At 52.6% G+C, this 17,098-nt stretch carries 15 protein-coding genes; 3 read left to right on the top strand and 12 right to left on the bottom strand.

Going from position 1 to position 17,098, the window contains the following annotated elements:
- Positions 1-82: 82 nt before the first annotated feature.
- The 8 genes from fabF to yceD all read right to left on the bottom strand — a co-directional run bounded on the left by fabF (position 83) and on the right by yceD (position 6,438).
- Positions 83-1,324, bottom strand: coding sequence for a beta-ketoacyl-ACP synthase II (gene fabF / locus FDX04_RS04985; RefSeq protein ID WP_003036260.1), 1,242 nt, complete (start codon positions 1,322-1,324; stop codon positions 83-85).
- Between the two features lie 85 nt (positions 1,325-1,409).
- Positions 1,410-1,646: an acyl carrier protein gene (gene acpP, locus FDX04_RS04990; protein WP_000103754.1), complete on the bottom strand. Its 237-nt coding sequence runs from the start codon at positions 1,644-1,646 to the stop codon at positions 1,410-1,412.
- A 155-nt stretch (positions 1,647-1,801) separates the two neighbouring features.
- Complete coding sequence (gene fabG / locus FDX04_RS04995) at positions 1,802-2,536, bottom strand: 3-oxoacyl-ACP reductase FabG (RefSeq protein ID WP_042309180.1); 735 nt, start codon at positions 2,534-2,536, stop codon at positions 1,802-1,804.
- Between the two features lie 12 nt (positions 2,537-2,548).
- Positions 2,549-3,478, bottom strand: coding sequence for an ACP S-malonyltransferase (gene fabD, locus FDX04_RS05000; protein ID WP_042309182.1), 930 nt, complete (start codon positions 3,476-3,478; stop codon positions 2,549-2,551).
- Positions 3,479-3,493: 15 nt separating this feature from the next.
- The gene (locus tag FDX04_RS05005) at positions 3,494-4,447 is read right to left on the bottom strand and encodes a beta-ketoacyl-ACP synthase III (RefSeq protein ID WP_006685075.1); all 954 of its coding nucleotides are present in this window, start codon (positions 4,445-4,447) and stop codon (positions 3,494-3,496) included.
- Between the two features lie 77 nt (positions 4,448-4,524).
- A complete protein-coding gene (gene plsX / locus FDX04_RS05010; RefSeq protein WP_137361028.1) occupies positions 4,525-5,604 on the bottom strand; it encodes a phosphate acyltransferase PlsX in 1,080 nt (359 codons plus the stop codon).
- A gap of 122 nt (positions 5,605-5,726) precedes the next feature.
- On the bottom strand, positions 5,727-5,900 hold the full coding sequence (rpmF, locus tag FDX04_RS05015) for a 50S ribosomal protein L32 (RefSeq protein ID WP_003036242.1): 174 nt from the start codon (positions 5,898-5,900) through the stop codon (positions 5,727-5,729).
- 16 nt (positions 5,901-5,916) lie between these two features.
- Positions 5,917-6,438 carry a 23S rRNA accumulation protein YceD gene (gene yceD, locus FDX04_RS05020; protein ID WP_003036239.1) on the bottom strand — a complete coding sequence of 174 codons (522 nt, stop codon included), beginning with the start codon at positions 6,436-6,438 and terminating at the stop codon, positions 5,917-5,919.
- 197 nt (positions 6,439-6,635) lie between these two features.
- Here yceD and FDX04_RS05025 point away from each other — a divergent pair, with 197 nt between their 5' ends.
- Positions 6,636-7,220 (top strand): nucleoside triphosphate pyrophosphatase, encoded by a 585-nt coding sequence (locus FDX04_RS05025; protein ID WP_042309189.1) that lies wholly within the window; start codon positions 6,636-6,638, stop codon positions 7,218-7,220.
- 82 nt (positions 7,221-7,302) lie between these two features.
- On the opposite strand, the gene rluC is transcribed toward FDX04_RS05025, so the two are convergent.
- Positions 7,303-8,256 carry a 23S rRNA pseudouridine(955/2504/2580) synthase RluC gene (rluC, locus tag FDX04_RS05030; RefSeq protein WP_169742015.1) on the bottom strand — a complete coding sequence of 318 codons (954 nt, stop codon included), beginning with the start codon at positions 8,254-8,256 and terminating at the stop codon, positions 7,303-7,305.
- A gap of 574 nt (positions 8,257-8,830) precedes the next feature.
- Here rluC and rne point away from each other — a divergent pair.
- Positions 8,831-12,055, top strand: coding sequence for a ribonuclease E (gene rne, locus FDX04_RS05035; RefSeq protein WP_137361027.1), 3,225 nt, complete (start codon positions 8,831-8,833; stop codon positions 12,053-12,055).
- A gap of 41 nt (positions 12,056-12,096) precedes the next feature.
- On the opposite strand, the gene FDX04_RS05040 is transcribed toward rne, so the two are convergent.
- A complete protein-coding gene (locus FDX04_RS05040; protein ID WP_137361026.1) occupies positions 12,097-13,122 on the bottom strand; it encodes a LysR family transcriptional regulator in 1,026 nt (341 codons plus the stop codon).
- Between the two features lie 21 nt (positions 13,123-13,143).
- Between FDX04_RS05040 and FDX04_RS05045 the strand changes: the two genes are divergently transcribed.
- Entirely contained in the window at positions 13,144-14,343 is a 1,200-nt protein-coding gene (locus FDX04_RS05045) for an MFS transporter (RefSeq protein WP_137361025.1), read from the top strand.
- 77 nt (positions 14,344-14,420) lie between these two features.
- On the opposite strand, the gene flgL is transcribed toward FDX04_RS05045, so the two are convergent.
- A complete protein-coding gene (gene flgL / locus FDX04_RS05050; RefSeq protein ID WP_042309196.1) occupies positions 14,421-15,374 on the bottom strand; it encodes a flagellar hook-associated protein FlgL in 954 nt (317 codons plus the stop codon).
- A 14-nt stretch (positions 15,375-15,388) separates the two neighbouring features.
- Positions 15,389-17,041 (bottom strand): flagellar hook-associated protein FlgK, encoded by a 1,653-nt coding sequence (gene flgK / locus FDX04_RS05055; protein ID WP_137361023.1) that lies wholly within the window; start codon positions 17,039-17,041, stop codon positions 15,389-15,391.
- Between the last annotated feature and the right edge of the window lie 57 nt (positions 17,042-17,098).

Below are 17,098 nucleotides of genomic sequence, written 5' to 3' on the forward strand. Positions count from 1 at the left end.
CAACCGATCCTTAACTGATCGGTATTGCGACAAGCGGACCTTTTCAGTTTTATTTCGATGCTAACGCATCACCTGACGGGACTTAAATCTTTTTAAAGATCAAAGAACCGTTGGTACCACCGAAGCCGAAGGAGTTACACAGAGCATATTCCAAACCACTCACCTGACGCGCTTCGTGAGGAACGAAGTCCAGGTCACAACCTTCATCCGGGTTATCCAGGTTGATGGTTGGCGGAATAGCCTGATCGCGCAGCGCCAGGATAGAGAAAATAGACTCTACCGCGCCCGCAGCGCCTAACAGGTGCCCGGTCATGGATTTGGTTGAGCTTACCATCACACGGCTCGCTGCATCGCCAAAGACAGATTTCACTGCCTGGGTTTCAGCTTTATCGCCTGCAGGAGTAGACGTACCATGCGCGTTGACATAGCCGATCTGACCCGCTTCGATAGCCGCATCACGCAGTGCGTTGACCATTGCCAGCGCAGCGCCTGCACCGTTTTCCGGTGGTGACGTCATGTGGTAAGCATCGCTGCTCATACCAAAGCCAACGACTTCAGCATAGATTTTTGCGCCGCGCGCTTTCGCATGCTCGTACTCTTCCAGTACCACCATGCCTGCGCCGTCGCCCAGCACAAAGCCATCACGCTCTTTATCCCATGGGCGGCTTGCCGCTTGCGGGTTATCATTACGCGTAGACAGCGCACGTGCTGCGCCAAAGCCACCCACGCCCAGCGGGGTACTGGCTTTTTCAGCACCACCCGCAACCATCGCGTCTGCATCACCGTATGCAATGATACGTGCGGCATGACCGATGTTATGTACGCCTGAAGTACAGGCAGTCGCGATGGAGATGCTTGGCCCTTGCAGGCCGTACATGATGGTCAGGTGACCTGCCACCATGTTAACAATCGTCGACGGAACGAAGAACGGGCTGATCTTACGTGGTCCACCGTTTACCAAAGAGGTATGGTTTTCTTCGATCAGACCGAGGCCGCCAATACCGGAGCCAATAGCGGCGCCAATACGGTGGGCGTTCTCTTCCGTAATTTCGAGGCCAGAATCCTGCATGGCCTGAACGCCAGCGACAATTCCATATTGAATGAAAGCATCCATCTTGCGCTGTTCTTTGCGCGAGATAATGTCTTCACAGTTAAAATCCTTTACTAAGCCAGCAAATTTCGTTGCATAGGCGCTAGTATCGAAATGGTCGATCAGGCTGATGCCACTCTGACCGGCAAGGAGAGCTTTCCAGGTAGACTCTACGGTATTGCCGACAGGAGACAACATGCCCAGTCCGGTCACAACTACACGACGCTTAGACACGGTTGTCCTCCAGGGAGGGAAAATAATTCAAGTGGGATAAAAAGATAAAACTCAGGCGGTCGAATGACCGCCTGGAGATGTTCACTTACGCCTGGTGGCCGTTGATGTAATCAATGGCAGCCTGAACGGTAGTGATTTTCTCAGCTTCTTCGTCCGGAATCTCAGTATCAAACTCTTCTTCCAGAGCCATTACCAGCTCAACGGTGTCAAGAGAATCTGCGCCCAGGTCTTCAACGAAGGAAGCATTGTTGGTAACTTCTTCCTGCTTAACGCCCAGCTGTTCGCCGATAATTTTCTTAACGCGTTCTTCGATAGTGCTCATACTCTTAAATTTCCTATCAAAACTCGCTTTCGCGATGGTTTTCGTAGTGTATAAAATGTTGAAAAATTTGCAACTAAATCCCGGCAGGTCTTACCACGATTTTACGTTATTTTGAGGCCATTCCCACTAATAACGCAAATATTTTTCAATCGTGGTTAAACCATGTACATCCCGCCGTTGACGTGCAAAGTCTCACCTGTGATGTAACTTGCTTCGTCAGAAGCTAAAAATGCAACCGCACTGGCGATTTCCTGAGCGCCACCAAGGCGACCCGCAGGAACCTGCGCCAGGATACCCGCACGCTGATCGTCAGACAGCGCACGCGTCATGTCCGTTTCAATAAAGCCCGGAGCAACAACGTTTACAGTAATACCACGGGACGCAACTTCGCGCGCCAGTGATTTACTGAAGCCGATCAGACCTGCTTTCGCCGCAGCGTAGTTAGCCTGACCCGCATTTCCCATGGTACCAACCACAGAACCGATAGTGATAATACGCCCATGACGCTTTTTCATCATAGCTCGCATTACCGCTTTTGACAGACGGAAAACAGATGACAGGTTGGTTTCGATGATATCGTTCCACTCGTCATCTTTCATGCGCATTAACAGGTTATCACGAGTAATCCCGGCATTATTGACCAGAATATCGACTTCACCAAATTCTGCGCGAATATTTTCCAGAACAGATTCGATAGATGCCGGATCGGTCACATTCAACATCAGACCTTTACCATTTGCACCTAAGTAATCGCTAATGGCCTGCGCGCCGTTTTCACTGGTTGCAGTACCGATAACTTTCGCGCCACGGGCAACGAGTGTCTCAGCAATTGCGCGGCCAATTCCACGGCTTGCACCGGTTACCAGCGCGATTTTTCCTTCAAAATTCATGGGCTTCCTCTTTTATTGCTCTAGCGCCGCAGACAGCGCTGTCGGCTCATTCAGTGCCGAAGCGGTCAGGGTGTCAACAATACGTTTCGTCAAACCGGTGAGAACTTTACCTGGCCCCACTTCATACAGGTGCTCTACGCCCTGCGATGCCATAAATTCAACGGTTTTGGTCCACTGAACCGGGCTGTACAGTTGACGAACCAGCGCATCGCGAATCGCGTCTGCGGTAGTTTCACACTTCACGTCGACGTTGTTCACAACTGGAACAGTCGGCGCGTTGAAAGTGATTTTTTGCAATTCAACGGCCAGTTTCTCAGCGGCAGGCTTCATCAGCGCGCAGTGAGAAGGCACGCTGACCGGCAACGGCAGCGCACGCTTGGCGCCAGCGGCTTTACAGGCAGCCCCTGCACGTTCTACGGCTTCTTTATGCCCGGCGATAACCACCTGGCCCGGCGAGTTGAAGTTAACCGGAGAAACGACCTGCCCTTCGGCAGACTCTTCACACGCTTTAGCGATAGATGCATCGTCCAGACCAATAATCGCAGACATGCCGCCAGTACCTTCCGGTACGGCTTCCTGCATGAATTTGCCGCGCAGTTCAACCAGACGGACGGCATCGGCAAAACCCATTACGCCCGCACATACCAGCGCAGAGTATTCGCCCAAGCTGTGACCTGCCATCAGCGCAGGTGTTTTACCCCCCTGCTGCTGCCATACGCGATACAGTGCGACAGATGCAGCCAATAGCGCTGGCTGCGTCTGCCAGGTTTTATTCAGTTCTTCTGCCGGACCTTGCTGAGTCAGCGCCCACAGATCATAGCCCAGCGCAGCTGATGCTTCAGCAAAAGTTTCTTCAACAATTGGGTAGCTTGCTGCCATTTCAGACAACATCCCAACGGTCTGGGAACCCTGCCCCGGAAACACAAATGCAAATTGCGTCATGTTAAAATCCTTATACTAGAAACGAACCAGCGCGGAGCCCCAGGTGAATCCACCCCCGAAGGCTTCAAGCAATATCAACTGCCCGGCTTTGATACGCCCGTCGCGGACGGCTTCGTCCAGTGCGCACGGTACGGAAGCCGCGGACGTATTGCCATGTCTGTCCAGTGTAACGACGACATTATCCATCGACATGCCCAGCTTTTTCGCTGTCGCGCTGATAATGCGCAGGTTTGCCTGATGCGGCACCAGCCAGTCCAGCGCAGAACGGTCGAGATTATTGGCTTCCAGCGTTTCATCAACGATGTGGGCAAGCTCGGTCACCGCGACTTTAAATACTTCGTTACCCGCCATCGTCAGATGAATCGGGTTATCCGGATTTACGCGATCGGCGTTAGGCAGCGTCAACAACTCACCGTAGCGACCATCAGCGTGCAGATGCGTGGAGAGAATACCCGGCTCTTCGGATGCGCTCAGCACCACCGCGCCCGCGCCGTCACCAAAGATAATGATCGTTCCACGATCGGTTGGATCACAGGTACGAGCCAGGACATCAGACCCCACGACCAGCGCATGCTTCACTGCGCCAGATTTAACGTACTGGTCAGCAACACTCAGGGCATAGGTAAAACCCGCACAAGCGGCCGCAACGTCAAACGCCGGACAGCCTTTGATCCCCAGCATACTTTGGATCTGGCATGCCGCGCTTGGAAATGCGTGTGTGGATGATGTGGTGGCAACCACAATCAGACCAATTTCTTCTTTGTCGATGCCCGCCATTTCCAGTGCACGGTTTGCGGCGGCAAAGCCCATCGTCGCAACTGTTTCATTTGGCGCTGCAATGTGGCGTTCACGGATACCTGTACGAGTGACGATCCACTCATCAGATGTCTCGACCATTTTTTCCAAATCGGCGTTAGTACGCACTTGTTCAGGCAGATAGCTGCCGGTACCAATAATCTTCGTATACATGTACGCTCAGTCACTTTTTGGTTATATACCGCCACGAGCAAAACGCCGGTACGCTGGCAGCATTCACAAACGCACTGTTATCTGTGCGCCCGTGAGTTTGCGCTTTCGCCATCGTCCAGCAGTTCGAATCCAGCTGGGTATACAGATTCCAGGCGAGCGGCAATTCGCTGAGGAACTTGTCGCTGCACCGCCTGCACTGCCTGTTCAATCGCGACCTCAAATGCTCGCTGATTAGCCGCACCATGACTCTTAATCACCGTGCCGCGCAATCCTAACAGACAGGCGCCATTATACTGGTCGGGGTTGAGGTGACTAAATCGCCTTGTCAGGCTTTTTTGTAACCAACGTTTTAATAAAAGCAGCCACCACGACCGTTTTTTGCTCTCACCCTGAGATTTCAGCAGTGAAAGGAACATTCTGACAACACCTTCCATCGTCTTTAATGTGACATTGCCGGTAAAACCGTCACAGACCAGCACATCGGTTTTGCCAGTCAGTAACTCATTGGCTTCAAGATAGCCTATATAGTTAATGGAAGGGATTGTTTTTAGCACTGCAGAAGCATCCCGAATACTGTCGAGACCTTTAGTTTCTTCTTCGCCGATATTGAGCAACGCAACGCGAGGATTAGCAATCCCAACGACTTCTTCTGCCAGTACGGAACCCATGACGGCAAATTGCACCAACATCGTACTATCACAATCCACGTTAGCGCCTAAATCCAGCACCACCGTTTTGCCCTTTTGTTGATGCGGTAAAACCGTCACCAGCGCAGGACGCTCAATACCCTCAAGAGGTTTGAGCAATAACTTCGCAAGTCCCATTAGCGCGCCCGTATTACCGGCGCTCACACAGGCTTGCGCTCGACCTTCTTTCACGAGCTCCAGGGCAACACGCATTGAGCTTCCACGACTGGCGCGAACAGCTTGCGAGGGCCGGGCATCACTGGCAATAACTGACTGAGCAGGGATAATCTGCAGACGTGAACGTTGTTCGAAGTCAGCTTTGGCAAGTAATGGCGTGATTGTATCGGGATCCCCGACTAAAAGAAGTGTGAGTTGCGAATTAGAATTCAGTGCCTGCAATGCTGCAGGCACTGTCACGGTAGGGCCAAAATCTCCCCCCATGACATCTAACGCCAGGGTTAGACGTGTCAAGGTATCGTCGCTGCCCGGTTAGGTGTTTCCCCAGTTACCCGGGGAAAGCCTCACTAAGCTTCATCACGCTTGCGCTCTCTGTCTTTCTCACCGAAGCGGGAAATCCATTGAGTCATGCGTGATTACTTAGCGATTACCTTACGGCCACGGTAGAAACCGTCGGCAGTGATGTGGTGACGCAGGTGTTGTTCACCAGAAGTTTTGTCTACAGACAGGCTGGTGACTGCGGTCAGAGCGTCATGAGAACGACGCATGCCACGTTTGGAACGGGTTGGTTTATTCTGTTGTACGGCCATGGACCTTACTCCTCAATTACTTACGCTTTAAGCTGGCTAATACGGCAAATGGGTTTGGTTTTTGCGCTTCATCAGGCAATTCACCAAAGACCATGTCCGCCTCGGACACTTCACAGTGTTCAGAATCATGCACCGGAACTACCGGCAAGGAGAGGATAATCTCATCTTCAACCATTGCAAGCAGATCGATTTCACCGAACTCGTTAACCTCAATCGGCTCATACGCTTCCGGGAGTGCTTCAGCCTGCTCGTCAGAACGGACAGGACTAAAACAATATGTTGTGTGAACATGAAGTGGGAACGGTTTCCCGCAACGCTGACATTCGAGCGTAACCGACACTTTTGCATCGCCGGTTATAACGGCAAGGCGCTGGTTATCGATAGCGAACGACATGGAGCATTCCACATCACTGTCCACACTGACTACAGAATCGGCGACGCGCTCAACCAGATCAGAAGTATAGATACCTTCATAATCGAGGCGTTTTTGAGCCGTACGAACCGGATCAAGAGTCAGGGGTAATTTTACCTTTTGCATAGGGCGCGCATATTAACTTTGTAACGTCATATAGTCAAAGAAAAAGGCAGCCTGAGGTTGCCTTTTGCCAATAATTCGCACACATTGCGGGTCATCGACTTAAAATCGCTCAAGACAAGCCAATACAGCCAGCTTGTAGGACGAAGTCCATAGTTTAAAATGGCTCTCATCAATACGCTATATGCGAGGGGAAAAATATGCCTCAACTTATACTTGCCTCGACCTCTCCCTGGCGTCGCGCTTTACTTGAAAAACTGGCAATTCCGTTCGAATGCGCGGCTCCCGAGGTGGATGAAACGCCGTTACCCGGCGAAGCGCCACGCCATTTAGTCTCGCGACTGGCGCAACAAAAAGCGCAATCTCTCGCTCACCGTTATCCAGCGCATCTGATTATTGGCTCCGATCAAATTTGTGTTCTTGATGGTGAAATAACCGGCAAACCATTAACAGAAGAAAATGCGCGCCAACAATTACTCAAAGCCCGTGGCAATATTGTGACGTTTTACACCGGACTGGCGCTTTATAATTCAGCTACCGGACATTTACAAACTGAGGTCGAGCCGTTCGATGTTCATTTTCGGCATTTAAGCGAAGCGGAAATTGATGATTACCTGCGCAAAGAACGTCCGCTACATTGTGCCGGTAGTTTTAAAAGTGAAGGGTTAGGTATTGCTCTCTTTGAGCGTCTTGAGGGCCGCGATCCAAATACGCTGATCGGCCTGCCGCTGATCGCATTGTGTCAAATGCTGCGCCGGGAAGAGATGAACCCGCTGAACGCCTAGTTAATCTGCCTGATGGCGACGCGATGCGTCTTGTCAGGCCTACAGCGCATAACGCGATTGTAGGCCTGATAAGCAACGCGCATCAGGCTTTGCTGCGTAACACCTCAAGGCAGCGCTTCAACTGCTTATCCAGCGGCGCTTCAACACGCATCACTTCGCCCGTCCCCGGATGGGTGAATTTTAACGCCGCAGCGTGAAGGAACAGCCTGTTCAGTCCAGTATCCGCGAGTTGCTTATCGAACTCGCGGTCGCCATAGCGATCGTCAAAGGCGATCGGATGCCCGGCATATTGGGTATGCACACGAATCTGGTGCGTACGCCCTGTCACCGGACTACAGCGCACGAGCGTGGCAAACGCATAGCGCTCCTCCACCTTAAAGCGTGTTTCCGACGGCTTGCCTTCCTGATTCACCCGCACGATACGCTCGCCGCTTTGCAGAATATTCTTCAACAGCGGCGCCTGCACGGTTTTGACATGCGACTGCCACTGGCCTCTCACCAGCGCCAGATAGTCTTTCTGCATCCCTTTTTCACGCAACTGCTCATGCAACGAACGTAAGGCTGAGCGTTTTTTCGCCACCAGCAGCACACCGGAGGTATCGCGGTCCAGGCGATGCACCAGTTCGAGGAAACGCGCTTCCGGACGTAACGCGCGTAAGCCTTCAATAACACCAAAGCTTAATCCGCTTCCGCCATGTACGGCCGTTCCTGAAGGTTTGTTAAGCACCAGAATATGATCATCTTCATACAAAATGACATCAGTCAGCGCCGCAACCTTCTGCAGATTTGGGGAAATAGCCTCTTCTTCACGTTCGGCGACACGCACAGGTGGAATACGCACGATGTCCCCATCTTCGAGTTTGTACTCGGGTTTAATGCGTTTTTTATTCACCCGCACTTCGCCTTTACGCAAAATGCGATAAATCATACTTTTCGGCACACCCTTGAGTTGAGTACGCAAAAAGTTGTCGATGCGTTGCCCTGCTTCGTCGGCAGTAATGGCAACTGTTTTTACGGCTGGAGTCTCTGTTTTCATGGGGGCCGATTTTAAATAGCCATCAAGATTCGCGCCACACATTTTTCTATGCTTATATTAACTGCTATACCCTATTACTTAAGTTTGACATAGCCGATTTGGTGGTTATTAAACCAATCACTACGCGGAAGTGAAAAAACTGTGAGTAACCGGGTGATAAATGGCAAAAGTCATCTTGCTATAACAAGGTTAGCAGTGGAATAATGAGGTTGTTTCCGTGTTGAATCTTGTTAAAACAAGACCTTTTCCGGAATGACCCAATTTTGCCCGACCGATCATCAACGCAGCAATGGCGTAAGACGTATTGATCTTTCAGGCAGTTAGCGGGCTGCGGGTTGCAGTCCTTACCGGTAATAAGGAAGCTTTTCTGGAGAGTAACACCCAGACTGTTCCCCTGATAATTGCGCTGTGTTTCCGTATGAAATACAGGCAACCGACACTCTGCGCCTCTTTGAGCTGACGATAACCGTGAGGTTGGCGACGCGAATAGACACGAGGCCATCGGTTCACACCCGGAAAGGCATTACTCTGCCCGCAGCTTAGTCGTCAATGTAAGAATAATGAGTAAGTTACGATGAAAAGAATGTTAATTAACGCGACTCAGCAGGAAGAGTTGCGTGTCGCCCTTGTAGATGGGCAACGTCTGTACGATCTGGATATCGAAAGTCCTGGACACGAACAGAAAAAAGCCAACATCTATAAAGGTAAAATTACCCGTATTGAACCGAGTCTGGAAGCTGCTTTTGTTGATTACGGCGCTGAACGTCACGGTTTCCTTCCGTTAAAAGAAATTGCCCGCGAATACTTCCCCGCTAACTACAACTCCCATGGTCGTCCCAACATTAAAGACGTGTTGCGTGAAGGTCAGGAAGTCATCGTTCAGATCGATAAAGAAGAACGCGGCAATAAAGGCGCTGCGCTGACCACCTTTATCAGCCTGGCGGGTAGTTATCTGGTTCTGATGCCGAACAACCCGCGCGCGGGCGGCATCTCCCGTCGTATTGAAGGCGACGACCGTACCGAATTAAAAGAAGCGCTGGCAAGCCTGGAATTGCCTGATGGCATGGGGCTTATCGTGCGTACCGCAGGCGTCGGCAAATCCGCCGAAGCGCTGCAGTGGGACCTGAGCTTCCGCCTGAAACACTGGGAAGCCATCCAAAAAGCCGCTGACAGCCGCCCTGCTCCATTCCTGATCCACCAGGAAAGCAACGTTATCGTTCGCGCATTCCGTGACTATTTACGTCAGGATATCGGCGAAATTCTCATCGATAACCCGAAAGTCATGGAGATGGCGCGTCAGCACATCGCCGCGCTGGGCCGTCCTGATTTCAGCAGCAAAATCAAACTGTACACCGGTGAAATCCCGCTGTTCAGCCACTACCAAATTGAATCTCAAATTGAGTCTGCGTTCCAGCGCGAAGTGCGTCTGCCTTCCGGCGGCTCCATCGTCATCGACAGCACTGAAGCCCTTACCGCTATCGATATCAACTCCGCACGTGCTACGCGCGGCGGCGACATCGAAGAAACCGCATTCAACACCAACCTGGAAGCCGCCGATGAAATTGCTCGTCAGCTGCGTCTGCGCGACCTCGGCGGCCTGATTGTTATCGACTTTATCGATATGACACCGGTTCGCCACCAGCGTGCGGTGGAAAACCGTCTGCGTGAGGCCGTGCGTCAGGACCGAGCGCGTATTCAGATCAGCCATATTTCTCGTTTCGGCCTGCTGGAAATGTCCCGTCAGCGTCTGAGCCCGTCGCTGGGTGAATCCAGCCATCACGTCTGCCCGCGCTGCTCCGGCACCGGTACCGTGCGTGATAACGAATCGCTGTCGCTGTCTATTCTGCGTCTGATCGAAGAAGAAGCACTGAAAGAGAATACCCAGGAAGTTCACGCGATCGTTCCTGTGCCGATTGCCTCTTATCTGCTCAACGAAAAGCGTACTGCGGTCAACGCTATAGAAACGCGTCAGAATGGCGTGCGTTGTGTGATCGTGCCAAACGATCAGATGGAAACCCCGCACTATTCCGTGCTGCGCGTCCGCAAAGGCGAAGAAACGCCAACCCTGAGCTACTTGCTGCCGAAATTGCACGAGGAAGCAATGGAGCTGCCGTCAGAACAAGAGTATGTCGAGCGTAAGCAGCCAGAGCAACCGGCACTCGCGACCTTTGCTATGCCAGACGTGCCGCCAGCACCAACCGTGCAAGAGCCCGCAGCGAAAGCCGCCGCGCCTAAAGCTGCCGCCACCGTAGCAACAACCTCTCAGCCAGGTTTGATTAGCCGTTTCTTCAGCGCACTGAAGTCTATCTTCGGCGGTAACGAAGAAGCGAAGCCGGTTGAACAACCCGCACCGAAAGCTGAAGAGAAGACGGAACGTCAGCAGGACCGCCGTAAACCGCGTCAAAATAATCGCCGCGATCGTAACGATCGTCGTGATAACCGCGATAGCCGTGGCGATCGTGATAACCGTAACGAACGTGCAGAAAACGGCGAAAACCGCGATGATAATCGCCGTAACCGTCGTCAGGCCCAGCAGCAAAATGCGGAAGCACGCGATAATCGCCAGCAGTCCAGTGATGTCGCTGACAAAGTGAAATCAGGTGATGAGCAGCAGACTCCACGTCGTGAGCGCAACCGCCGCCGCAACGATGACAAGCGTCAGGCGCAGCAGGAAGTTAAAGAGCTGAACCTGGCTGAACAGCCAGCGCAGGATACCGAGCAGGAAGAGCGCGTACGTCAGCCTCAGACTCGTCGTAAACAGCGTCAGTTGAACCAAAAAGTTCGTTACACGGACAGCGCGGCGGTTGAAGCCGAAGTGGCAACTGCCGCGGTGGCAACTGAGGTCGTTGTCGCTCAACCCGTTGAGCAGCCCGTACCGGCTCCGCGTACCGAACTGGCGAAAGTTGATCTGCCAGCCGTTGTTGCACCTGAGCAGGAAGACAATAGCGAAGCGCGTGACTCCAACGGTATGCCGCGTCGTTCCCGCCGTTCCCCTCGCCATCTGCGCGTAAGTGGACAGCGTCGTCGTCGTTATCGTGACGAGCGTTATCCGGTTCAGTCTCCAATGCCGCTAACCGTCGCCTGTGCTTCTCCTGAATTAGCGTCCGGTAAAGTATGGATCAGCTACCCTATTGCTCGTCCGCAGGAGCAGCAGGTTGAAGACCAACGCGAGCAGGAAATTCGCCAGGAGCAAACTGCTTCTGTCGCGGTAGAGCCTCAGGTTGCTGCGGCTGCCGTTGAGCACATTGTGGACACTCCTGCGCAGGTTGAAGCCGTGCAGCCAGAGGAAGTTGTAGCGGAACCTCAGATTGCCGTTGTTGAAACCACGCATCCGGAAGTCATTGCGACCCCGGTTGAAGAACAACCGCAAATTATCGCTGAATCTGACGCGCCTGTAGCTGAAGAAATCGCCGCTGAAGCTGAACCTGTAGCTGAAGTCACGGTTGAAGAGCCTGTGGAAATCGTCGTCTCCCAGCCGGAGGTGGTTGAAGAAGTTGCGGAAGTAGCGCCGACTGTGGAAGAAGTCGCTGCGCCGCAGGAAGTTGTTGCCGCGCCGGTTGCAGAAGCTGAGGTCGTTAAGGCTGAAGTGGTCGCCACAAGCGTTGACGCCGAACACCTTCACAGCCATGCGACTGCGCCGATGACTCGCGCTCCCGCGCCGGATTATGTGCCAGAAGCGCCGCGTCATAGCGACTGGCAGCGCCCGGCATTCGCCTTTGAAGGTAAAGGCGCCGCAGGTGGACACAGCGCCACGCATCAGGCCACTGCGCCAGCAACACGCCCGCAGCCGGTTGAATAAGCCATAATCAACCTCAAAGCCGACCTTAGGGTCGGCTTTTTTTATATCGGCTCTACGCGTTTCATCCCGGTTAATTGCGGCATAACATCCTTCATTAACGCTAAAAATTTGCGCAACCGTGTCGGATAGTAACGCGCCCAGGGATAAACCAGATGCACCGGCAACGAGGCTGCCCGCCACTCGGGTAGCAGCATAACTAAACGTCCGTTGGCGATATCTTCTTCAACCATCCAGCTTGAAACAATCGTCACTCCCAGCCCCGCCAGCGCGGCATTTCTTGCCACATAAATACTGTCAGTACTTAATCTGGGTGAAATAGTCAGCGTGACAGGTTCATTGCGCGCCTGGTGTAGCAACGAAACGCTATGCTGAAAAAACGTGTTTACTGCAATCCACGGCAGCACGGATAACTGCTCAGGGTGCGAAATTTCACCATACTGCTCCAGCAATACAGGACTCGCCACCATGCTACGGGGAACTTCAGCCAGTAAAACTGAAACCGTGGCCGGATCGACTTCCGCGCCAACCCGAATCGCGCAATCAATATTATCGCTGAGAAAATCAACGGTTTTGTCGTTAAGCATCCACTCCACCGATAACTGTGGATAGCGCGAAAGAAACTGCAAAAGCGGCTCAAGGAGCTGTTGCTGTCCAAACGCATGCGGCGCTCGTACGCGCAACGTCCCCACCGGTTCATCTTCCGTGACATTAAGTCCATCTTCCAGCGCCAGCCAGGCATCGATGATATTTTTGGCGTGCTGGTAACCACGCTCTCCATCGTCGGTTAATTTCATCGCATGCGTGGTACGCATGATCAGTTTCACTCCAAGCAGAGTTTCCAGGGATTGTAACCGTCGGCTTACGGTCGCTTGCGTTGTTCCCATCTGTTTTGCCGCTGCGGAAAGCGATCCTGCTTCCACGATACGCACAAACGTGCGCATCAGCTCCACCCTATCTATACGTTCAGTTTTTATCATTATCAGTTTCTTCATACGCCCAGCGTATAACTGTTTTACCACTGCGCTCGCTACCGCACCACCCGCAGAAGGATAAAAATAGCCGCACATCCTGTGATTGAGGAATCATTTGTGAACACACACACCGCACTTTCTCGTTGGGTCATTTTCGTTCTGGCATCAGGTGCCGGATTCAGTGTCGCTGCTATCTACTATGCCCAGCCCCTTCTGCCTTTAATGGGTCAGGATCTGAACTTAAGTATCACCGGCATGGGACTGGTTCCAACGCTGACCCAGGCGGGATACGCGCTGGGTATTTTGTTTTTATTGCCATTGGGGGATCGTTATGACCGCCGGACATTAATCCTGCTGAAAAGTATCTCTCTTGCCGTACTGCTTCTGGCATGCAGTTTTACCGGGCAGTTGCATTCACTGCTAATAGTGAGCCTGTTGATGGGCATGGCGGCAACGATGGCGCAGGATATCGTTCCCGCGGCGGCTATTCTGGCGCCGGAAGGCAAACAAGGAAAAACGGTGGGCACGGTGATGACAGGCCTGCTGTTGGGGATTTTACTCTCGCGTACCGTCAGCGGACTGGTGGGTGAAGCGTTTGGCTGGCGTGAGATGTACCAACTTGCCGCCGCCAGTATTGCCATTATTACCGTCATTATGTGGAAGGTGCTGCCTCGTTTTACGGCCCATTCCACGCTGAGCTACCCATCATTGATGCTCTCTATGGCGCAGCTCTGGCAACGGTATCCCGCATTGCGCCGCGCGGCGCTGGCACAGGGCTTTCTGTCCATAGCCTTTAGCGCTTTCTGGTCCACGCTGGCGGTGATGTTAGCTGAACATTACCACATGGGTAGCGCTATGGCGGGCGCATTTGGTATCGCGGGAGCCGCCGGTGCGCTTGCGGCACCGCTGGCGGGTCATCTTGCCGACAAAGTGGGCGCAGCAAAAGTGACGCAGTTAGGTGCTTTGCTGGTAACCGTCTCTTTCGCACTGATGTTCTTGTTACCCGCCCTGCCAGTACAGGGGCAGTGGCTGCTGATTGCTCTTTCGGCGGTTGGTTTTGATCTCGGATTGCAATCCAGCCTCGTTGCCCACCAGAACCTGGTCTATAGCCTGGAGCCTCAGGCCCGGGGTCGTCTGAATGCGCTGCTGTTTACTATGGTGTTCATTGGTATGGCGCTGGGTTCGGTTCTCGGGAGTCAGGTCTATGCGCTGGCAAACTGGGAAGGTGTGGTGACGCTGGCAACCATCAGTGGTGCGCTGGCGCTGGTGATAAGACTGACGGGAAATCTGGCGCTTAGTAAAACAACGGTAGCCTAAAAAAATGCCCGCTCCGGGGTGTTAAGGGAGCGGGCAGACAAACATACCCAGTTTCAAGATATGTTCAAAAAGGGTTATTACCGATTAAGCTGGAACAACGACATTCCCTGCATATCGGTAAATGCTTTATAAGACGCCTGAAGTGCGGCCTGCTGCATGACGTAGGACGAAATCGCCGCATTCCAGTCGACATCCACCAGGTTGCTCATCTGTTGGGTTTGCCCTAACGCACGATCGGCTCCCAATGAATCCAGCGAGCTTAGTTCACTAAGCTGAGTACCTAATTCTGCGCGAACGGAAAGCACGTTATTCAGTGAGTTTTTCAGGCCACGATTGGTTTTATCGATAGCTGCTGCGGCTTTCTCCTTTGCCACATCATCACCCGCAATAGGAATTTTTAGCTCTGCAATCGCGCTATCCAGCATTTTGAACAGGTTCTTTTCCTGAGTGCTACCCGGTGGTTCCGGTACGGCGTTGCTGGTCAGGTTGGCGAAGATTTTGTCGCCCGTGTGACCAATGACCATGGTACGGGAAGCATCAACCTGCTGGGTCACATTTGTGGTACCGCCACTGTAGGAACCATCAGCCTGCGCAAACGGCGCGGATTCTGTTTTGTAGCCACCAAAAATATAGCGACCATTGCCATCGGTGCTGTTCGCCAGGTTCATCAGTTGATCGCGGATCCCCTGTAAATCAGTGGCCAACGATGCACGGTCATCATCACTTAATGTACCATTCCCGGCATAAACAATTTTCTCCTGCGCAGCCTGAATAGCCGTTGTTACCTGGCTCAGTACGTTCTCTTCCAGCGAGACTTTCTGCGTCGCGAATGTACGCGCCAGCGTATACTGGCTGTTCTGCGCCTGAGCCTGAGAAAGCACGACGGCCTGCGAGGCGGCAATCGGATCGTCAGACGGGCTGATCACACGTTTACCAGTCGACATCTGCTCGCCGAACTTCATCCATTCAGCCTGAGAGTTAGTGATGCCACGCATATTCTGCTGGTACATCATCTGGGTGCTGATACGCATTGTGTCCCTCTCCCTTAGCGAATATTAATCAATGCATCAAACAGCGCATTCGCAGTTTGCAATACCTGTGCATTGGCCAGGTAATACTGCTGATAACGCTGCAAATTACCGTACTCTTCGTCGAGGTTTACCCCGGAAATCGACTGCTGCTGGTTATAAAGTTGCTTGACCACATTGTTTTGCGTGGTACTGCTGGTCTTCAGCGTCGCCGTTTTGTTGCCCACGTCGCTCACCAGGGTGGCGTAAGCGTCGTTAAAGGTTTTATTACCAACAGTTTCTTTGGTTTGCAGATCCAGCAGTTTCTGACCGTTACGGTTATCGCTTGCACCTGTATCCGCAGCAGGATCCGTATTTTTCTCTGACGCCATGGCGATTTTCGACTCGTCTGTCACCTTGACTTTCATTTCTATAATGGCGTCGCTCACCGGTTTCACGGTGAAACTGTCATTCGCTTTCGCACCAGCATTAACGGTGATCTCCATCCCGTCAAAAGACATCTTCCCACCGGTGACGGTGGCTTTAAAACTGGTGTTGTCGGCAAGTCGAGTCACCTGCCAGTCTTTGCCATCAAACACAATTTTATAATCTGTTGCCTGCACGGCAGAGCTGTCCGTCATTTTGACATCAAGCGAACCTGTCCCTTTATTCTTCGTGTTGCTGAGCACAACCGGGCTGCCGATATCGAAGAAATTCTCGCCCTTATCGCCGTTGGCATCAAAACCTGCTTTATGCTGGGTGTTAAACGCATCGGCAAATGCCAGCGCCAGTTGGCCCAGCGTGTTACGCGTTTGATCCAGCTCCTGCGAACGGAAGGTGAGCAGTCCACCCAATGAACCGGTATTCAGCAATTTCTCAGGGATCTCAACCGCTCCGGCAACACCATCTACATACGCAACGGTGGTACGCGAAGGATCGTCACTGGAGGGCACTGCCGCCAGTTGGCGCGCATTGCTGCCCTGTACCAGTGAATAACCATTCGCCATGGTTACGTTGTAAGTGCCGCCGTCCTGAACGCTGACTTCCACGCCGACAATCTGGTTCAGTTCACTGACCAGTTGGTCGCGCTGATCGAGCAAATCATTAGGGGATGCGCCAGCCCCGACACCAGTCATACGAGAAATCTGGTCGTTAAGGCTGGCGATTTGTTTCGCGTAGTTGTTGATCTGATCGACGCTGGCTTTGATAGCGGTATTAACCTGCTTATCCTGATCGCGTAGATACTGATCGGTCGTTTTAAACTGATTCACCAAACCATCAGCTTTACCAATCAGCGCCTGGCGTGCCGCCGGGTCTTCAGCATTACTGACCAGAGTTTGCAGACTGGTAAAAAAATCCTGCATTGAGGTTGAAATCGAACTGGTTTTGCTGGACAGCAGGTTGTCGATTTTCGACATTTGCTCATAACGCGTCGTCAGACCGCTGCTCTGGTTTTGCGCTGCCCGCAGCTGATTGGTGATAAACGAGTCATACTCGCGCTGTACGCCAGAAACATAGACGCCATTGCCTACCCAGCCCCCCGCACCCAGCGTGCTGTTCGCTTGCGCCATAATTGTCGTTTGCCGTGTATATCCGGCGACGTTATAGCTGGAGATGTTATTACTGGCAGTGTTCAACGCGGCCTGCGCTGCGCTGAGTCCACTCATCGCGTTATTAATCAAGCTGGACATGGAGGTTCCTTGTAATCCTTCAATACTCGTTATTATCGGCAGCAGATCGGTAGACTT

The organism is Citrobacter sp. wls615 (assembly GCF_005281355.1).
Classification (GTDB): domain Bacteria; phylum Pseudomonadota; class Gammaproteobacteria; order Enterobacterales; family Enterobacteriaceae; genus Citrobacter; species Citrobacter werkmanii.